This window comes from Thalassovita litoralis, assembly GCF_900182725.1.
GTDB lineage: Bacteria > Pseudomonadota > Alphaproteobacteria > Rhodobacterales > Rhodobacteraceae > Thalassobius > Thalassobius litoralis.
This window is the reverse complement of sequence record NZ_FXTO01000058.1, coordinates 1-6,576: the sequence shown is the minus strand read 5'-3', so window position 1 is coordinate 6,576 and position 6,576 is coordinate 1. Positions and strand designations below refer to the sequence as shown.

Below are 6,576 nucleotides of genomic sequence, written 5' to 3'. Positions count from 1 at the left end.
GGCGGCGGGTCGCCACCCGATATGACCGCTGCCCCGAAGTCTTCCTCTCGGCCATCGCTCTCGCCGCAACAGTCATGTTTTGGTTATGAGTCCTGAGCCTAGAGGAGTGCTTCTGCGCAGGCAATCGAAAATGCACGCAAAGCGGGAAAGGCCGCGCTTCTATGGGTTTGAATAAATTCAAGAATGCAGGCGTGCCGAGCCGCCCACTTTCTCAGCACGCCTGCGAATGTCGCAGCAGCTTTTGCTGCCGCGCGGTCGGCGAAACCTCAGCCAACCTGGTGGGCTCCGAACGGGTTCGCCGCCATCCCCACCACCGCGCTTGATCCGACCCACCGTCCGGCGTCTCCTGCGGTCCCCGCGCTTATCGGGTCCGGGTCCCCATTGAATCGACCGCGCGGGTTAATCCGCCACGGCCGGCACGACCGTGTTCATCTCGGCAATGGTCTGAAACTCGGGCAGGAATTCCGGGCGCGTTTGCATCAAATACCGCAACACGCGCGCGTTCCCGAGGAGCTTGCCGACATAGCCACGAAGCACGGTCAGCTGGAGATGGTCTTGACCGTAGGTGTCCTGGATCTGGGTGATCCCTTCCTGAAGCCGGGCAAGCTCCTTTTCCATTCGCGCGACCGCTTGGGGTGTGACGCCCTTGATGCGTTTTGGCTTGTTTGCATCGACCAGCTGCGCCTGGGGCGTCCCCGCGAGGATTGCTGAGATGTAGGCCACAGAATAATTGTTGGCGTTCACCATCAGTTCAGCAGCCTCGATCTGGCGCAAAGCGATCATCTTTCTCAGATGGGTGAACACGGCCGCCGTGCACGCTTTGTCCTTCAGAATGGCGACAGCCTCGGGGCAAATGCCGTCGAGCAGTTTGACCTTGCGCTGGATGCTGCGGGGGTTGAGGTCCAGTGCGGCCGCGATCTTTTCCTCCGAGACACCGCGCTCGATCGCTTTCAGGATCATCCGGTGTTCCTGAATGGGCGCGATGCGGCTAATGCGCTTGTTGTAGGTGAAGGCCTCGTCGTCGGTCGACACGAGGCATTCGACCTGTTCCTGGCCCAGATCCTTCAACACTTCGACCCGGACATGTCCGTCGAGCAGAAGCCAGCCGCCGCTGGCATCCCCGTTTCGCGCGACCACCGGCGGCTCGACCAATCCGATTTCCCGGATCGACGCCGTGATCTGGGTGTATTTCCGGCTGGATTTGATCGATTTGCTCAGCACCCTGACCGGCAGGATGTCTGCGACCGGGATCGTCACGCAGTCGTTCTCGAAGCCGAGCTGAACTTTCTTGATCATGGTGAAGCCCCCTCGGTGACTGAGCCCAGCAAGTAGCTGGGCATTGTGTCCAGCCCTTCCGCACGGAGCAGCGTTAGAAAGTGGTCGTCCGCCAAAAGGGTTCGGAATGCCTGACAGATGAACAGAAGACGCCCCTGCGTCAGTTCTGCTTTCTTGATCAGAAGCTTTTGGCGGTCCGCTTCCTTCTGGTAGGCGCGCACCAACGCTTCGCTGGTCAGCGGCCGCCGGTAGTGCCCATCGCGCCCATATTGCTTGGGGTGCATCTTTTTCCCGCGTACCTCGCGCTGTTCGATCATGCGTCGTGCAGCAGCGAGTTTTTTCCCGCGCAGCTTCTTCTGCGTGTAGGCGTCCATCAACGCACGCTGCGCGCCTTCGGCATCGGTTTTCGAAATGTCGATGGCGAGGTTCAGCGGAAGCAGGCCTGTTTCCACGGCTGTGACCAATCGCTCTTCGCCGCGTTCCAAAAGGCCGGCAATCATGGCGACATAGTCATGCGATACGCCGATCTTGTCGCCGATTTGTCGGTCATTGTAACCGCGCTCGCGGAGCGTGCTGATTTCCCGCATTAGGTCGATCGGCCGATGTTGGCGACGCGCGCAATTCTCGACAAGGCTCATGACGAGGCAGTCGGCCTCATCGGCGTCGATGACAATGGCTGGGATGGCTTTCTGTTTAAGCTCGATGAAGGCCTCGAGCCGACCCTGACCGCAGACGAGATCGTACTCCTGCGGATCTGTATCGGCGCGGCGGGTGACCGTAATGGGGCGCTTCAAACCGATCTTGGCGATGTTTTCCACCATGTCAGCAAATGTCCTGGGATTTCTGACCCTTGGATTGAGAATCCGAATGCGGTCGGTCGGGACCAAGGTGACCTCTGTCGGGTGATCATCTTCTGGTTTCTTTGCCATCATGCAGCCTCCGTCACCTTTTTCCGCCCGGCGAGGGCGTAAAAATTGTCCAGTCTTTCCGTTCGATAGGCATCGAGCCAAAGGCCGTTCTGTTCGGCCATCTTCAGGCGCGCGGCTGTCATGTCGATGCTGGGCAGCAGGTAGAAATCGCGCGGCGCGTCGTTGGTTTCGTTCATCCGCACCGCAATTGTGATGTCCGGAACGAGGCCGGAATCGAGACGAATGTGCCAGCGCAAAGATCCTGCTGCGGTTGCCTGACAGCGCGCCAGAACGACCGACACCGTGAATTCGTCATTCACGCGCAACAGCTGCGTGTCGGTGTCCTGCACAACGCGACCACCTTGGGTGGCCACGCCCTCGATGATTTCCTCAACGACCTGGGGGTGGGCCGCGCGCAGCGCCTTGTTGATCTCGATGTAGCGGTAGTCCCGCTCAGGCTCATAGCCGATGAGGCGATAGGCGCGCAGCAGGCTGCCAAACCGACTGCGATAGGCGCTGGACGAGGGTAGATCGTTCTCCTCGTCGATGATCAGGCCGGACAGCTGGCCTTGCCGTTTCAGGATCGCCCGCAGGGCATCGAGCAGCTCCTCGTCCGAGAAATGACGGCTCCGGGCATCCACGATTTCCCGCGCTCGCAGGAACAGCGCCTTGTCGACGATGGCCGGATAGGTGCCTTCGGCCCGGATCCACATATCCCGTGGGTTCACGATGCGGCGCTGCTTCAGCTTGAACGACACCTTGTTGAAGACGTTGTTGCCGATGTATTTTTCGTTGGTCAGCACCTGATGAACAGTCGCCCGGGTCCACGGCCGGTCGAGATCGGTGCGGTGACCTTCGGCGTTCAGGACCTCCGCGATCTCGCGCTCTGGCCGCCCCTGAATGGCAAACATCTCGTACATACGTTGAACGATGCGTTGCTCTTCCTCAGGGCCGGGCACCAGAATGACGCGGTCAGTCTGTAGACTTTTCTGCTCGCCGCGGGACAGTTCGCCTTTCGGGTTACCGTGCTCGTCGATCAGCACCCGCCGCAGCCCGTAGCCGGCAGCGCCACCCTGACGGTAGCCCAGTTCCACGAGGCGACATTGCCCGGCAAAGACCTTGACCGACAGTTCACGGCTATATTCGCCGGCCATGACGCGCTTGACGGTCTTCAGAAGGTTAGAGCCGATGCTGCCGTCGTTCTCGAACTGCTCACCGCAATAGTGGACCCGGATCCCGGCGCGGGAGCAGACATGCTCGTGATAGGCGCCTTCGTCCGCATCCTGAAACCGCCCCCAACGGCTGACGTCATAGACAAGGATCGCCTTGAAATCAGCCTGGCCGGATTGGACCTCGGCCATCAAATTCTGTAAGGCCTCGCGGCCATCGAGCCGCAACCCGGACCGGCCGCTGTCCTCGAAAACCCGCAGGATCTGCAATCCTCGGGCGGTGGCATAATTCCGGATGATATCGAGCTGGTTCTCGGTCGAATATTTCTGGTGGTCGGTCGACATCCGCACATAGGCGACGGCCGGCATGCTCTGCTCGTCCTCCACGTCATTTTCGGTCCTGTCGACACGATCATTCCTCAAGTAATTCGTTCCCCGTCATATGTTGAACAGCCGTTCTGCCTCAGATGGATGTGGCGTCTCCATGGTTCCATCCAGACAGTCTGCGGCAGAAAAGTCCTTTCCAGATATGGGCAATCTCTTTCCATGTTGTCCGTATTGGTTATTTCGATCTTCGCAAACCTCAACTTGCGTGCATCTCGGGTACCGGCACAACGCATCGGGCAGCGACTCAATTCACGTCAGCCGTTTTCATGGCCTTTCAATCGTTTAGCTGAGAAGGAAGTGAAAATGCGCGTGAAGATGGGCACAGTTGTGCCGAAGATGGGCACATTTGTGCACCTGATCGAAGAACCAACCGACTATCGCGCCGCCATGGCGGTCGCGTTGCACGAGGAACTTGGTGAAACGCATCGTGCGATCAAGATGGCGATGCGTTGGACAGGCGCCAGTGAACGGACAGTGAAATATTGGTTCGCCGGTGAACGTGGACCCAGCGGAGAGCATCTTGTTTCACTCGTACGGCATTCCGATGCCGTTTTGTTCATGCTGCTTGCCCTAGCTGACAGGTTGGCCCCAGAAGAGGCTATGCAATAGGCGTTCTGACGTTGGCCAGGGAGGCGTGCGTATGGACTGTGATGACGTATCGGACACTGGACAGTTGAAAATGCGGTGATACGCTCGCCTCGTCAGTTCAGGGAGAGTTAAGTTGGCCAAGCCTATTCAAGAACAATTCGGGCAGACAATTATCGATGCCGTCGACACGTTTGCCCGCAAGGACATTCCGACCGTAGACGATTTTACCAACACAACCTTTGCCCATATTCATAGCCCAGCCTTTCGCCGGAAGATTGCTGAAACGTTTTATGGAGCGCGCTGGATATACAAGCTTGGTCTTGCATTACTCGTGAAGGATGTGGAGCGATCAGCACATATCCGCGCTCAAATCCTTGACTATGGGGCAGTCTGCGAAGGGGTTTTATCCGACGCGCTCATGTACGCAATCGCAGGGGGGCATATGAACGGAAACCAATACATGTATTCGGTCATCGGTTCGACCAGACATAACCACCGGATCAACTGGAACGTTCAGAATAAGTTGAGGTCCCTGCAGAAGCGCACATTCCAATGGCTAATCGTTGTCGCTCAAGAGGAAGGGATAATCGACGCGGCACTTGCGGGCGATTTGGACAAACTGCGAGACGCTAGGAATGGCATTCACCTAGGAAAATCTACGCCGAAAGCATATTTAGAAACCTCTCAGAAGTATTACAAAGTGGTGCTTGATTCCTGCAGCGCAACAAGGCTGTGGAAGGCTGCGCACCCCTGAAAATTTGATTGCTGACCATTGCACCGATATTTCGTGCAATCGCCTCGTGCAGCGACCAAGGCTTGCATTACGTGATCAAGATGGCGATGCGTTGCTTGGGCACCAGCGTGTGCACCTTGAAACACTGCTTCGCCGATGAGCGCGGGTGGATAGTGAACCATTTGATTTCGCGTGCTTGATGTTCGGTTGCAGTGCTCCGTCTCATCCTCGCATTTGCCGGGCACCTCATGATTGAAGACGCGGGTACCCTGAAGCCATCGGCGTGCAGGGTGGATGGTCAACCCTTGTATCCGTATGCGTTATTGGTTATCTTGAATACGCCATTAAGAGAGGTGCCGCGCTATGTCCAGAACGACCACGATGACCGTCCGCCTCGGTGGAGCATTGAGCGATTTCGTGTCGGCCAACGTGGGCGATGGCGGGTCCTATGAAAACGTCAGCGAATATATCCGAGACCTGATCCGGCGTGACAAGGAGCGTGCGGAGTCCGAAGCCTTCAACCGTCTGAAAGCCGAGCTAGCCCATGCTTTCGCGGCGCCGGAAGAGACCTATCAGCCGTTAACCGCAGCCGAAGTGATCGCGCGGAACAGGGGCTGAGACAGTGCCCGCCATCCGGATCCAGGAAGGGGCGTCCCTTCGCATTGACGACATTTACCGCTACACCCGTGACAGGTGGGGAGAAGATCAAGCCGAGAAATACATCACCGGCCTATTTGAAGCCTTCGACAAGATCGCCACGCGCGGCGTTGCCTCGAAACCCGTGCCGGCTGAATTTGAGGTCGAAGGCTTCTTCTTCCGGTACAAGCACCATTTCGTCTACTGGCGTCATCTGTCAAAAGGCGACATCGGGATCGTGACAATCCTGCACGAGCGAATGCACCAGATCGACAGGTTCCGCGACGATTTTGCGATTGGCGAATAGGGCGAGTTTCGAAAGGGTGTCAGATTTGCGCATGGTTTCGCATTAGTCACACGGGCGCGAACACTGACACGAGAGAGAGTTGGGCGCCTGATTCATCCCCTTCGCCATACCACATTGAAATCATTAAGAAATTTCAGGATTTTTTTACCTACCCGCCAACGCGCCCGCCATCTAAGAAACACTTGGACGCCATTAGATGCGACGGATTGCACCCCGTATGGCGATTGTTTGGAAAACTCGCAGTCACAGGCAATCTAATTTTCCGGGCCACTGAATAGGCAAAAAAGGTGATGAACCCAGCACATTCCACTGGGGTTTCAAGGGAATCCCCTAACCCCTCTGTCTAGAATGCCTGCATTTTACGCGCAGCACTTCGCCACGTCCTCAGAGGTATAAAGGCCAATATCCGCGCGGCGTTCATTCGCACGGATTGGCCTTAGGCTCAGGACCCATTAATCGGCTTGAGATCGCATTGGTCGCATGCTTCAAATCCCCAAACTTTCAGGGGGTATCATGAGCAATCTATTTTGGCTGACCGACGAACAGATGGCGCGGCTGCGACCGTTCTTTCCC

The 6,576-nt window shown here is 57.2% G+C and carries 7 protein-coding genes and 1 pseudogene; 5 read left to right on the top strand and 3 right to left on the bottom strand.

All coding sequences use genetic code 11. From position 1 onward, the window contains the following. A pseudogene (locus tag FN828_RS20030) lies at positions 1–89 on the top strand (IS5/IS1182 family transposase); the annotation flags it as partial. A gap of 310 nt (positions 90–399) precedes the next feature. On the opposite strand, the gene FN828_RS20025 reads toward FN828_RS20030, so the two are convergent. The 3 genes from FN828_RS20025 to FN828_RS20015 are packed head-to-tail and all read right to left on the bottom strand — an operon-like array spanning position 400 to position 3,721. Continuing rightward, positions 400–1,296, bottom strand: a complete 897-nt coding sequence (locus FN828_RS20025; RefSeq protein ID WP_142495082.1) for a plasmid partitioning protein RepB C-terminal domain-containing protein — start codon at positions 1,294–1,296, stop codon at positions 400–402. Beyond that, positions 1,293–2,207, bottom strand: coding sequence for a plasmid partitioning protein RepB C-terminal domain-containing protein (locus tag FN828_RS20020; protein WP_185959107.1), 915 nt, complete (start codon positions 2,205–2,207; stop codon positions 1,293–1,295). The genes FN828_RS20025 and FN828_RS20020 overlap by 4 nt, the downstream gene beginning before the upstream one ends. Further along, complete coding sequence (locus FN828_RS20015; RefSeq protein WP_142495084.1) at positions 2,204–3,721, bottom strand: recombinase family protein; 1,518 nt, start codon at positions 3,719–3,721, stop codon at positions 2,204–2,206. Before FN828_RS20015 ends, FN828_RS20020 begins: the two co-directional genes overlap by 4 nt. 177 nt (positions 3,722–3,898) lie before the next feature. On the opposite strand from FN828_RS20015, the gene FN828_RS20010 reads away from it, so the two are divergent. The 4 genes from FN828_RS20010 (at position 3,899) to FN828_RS19995 (ending at position 6,003) form a co-directional block, all read left to right on the top strand. Then, the gene (locus FN828_RS20010; RefSeq protein ID WP_235891548.1) at positions 3,899–4,348 is read left to right on the top strand and encodes a hypothetical protein; all 450 of its coding nucleotides are present in this window, start codon (positions 3,899–3,901) and stop codon (positions 4,346–4,348) included. 112 nt (positions 4,349–4,460) lie between these two features. Then, positions 4,461–5,081, top strand: a complete 621-nt coding sequence (locus FN828_RS20005) for a hypothetical protein (protein ID WP_142495081.1) — start codon at positions 4,461–4,463, stop codon at positions 5,079–5,081. 342 nt (positions 5,082–5,423) lie between these two features. Further along, positions 5,424–5,678, top strand: a complete 255-nt coding sequence (locus FN828_RS20000) for a ribbon-helix-helix domain-containing protein (protein WP_142495080.1) — start codon at positions 5,424–5,426, stop codon at positions 5,676–5,678. 4 nt (positions 5,679–5,682) lie between these two features. Then, positions 5,683–6,003, top strand: coding sequence for a type II toxin-antitoxin system RelE/ParE family toxin (locus FN828_RS19995; RefSeq protein ID WP_142495079.1), 321 nt, complete (start codon positions 5,683–5,685; stop codon positions 6,001–6,003). Positions 6,004–6,576 lie beyond the last annotated feature (573 nt).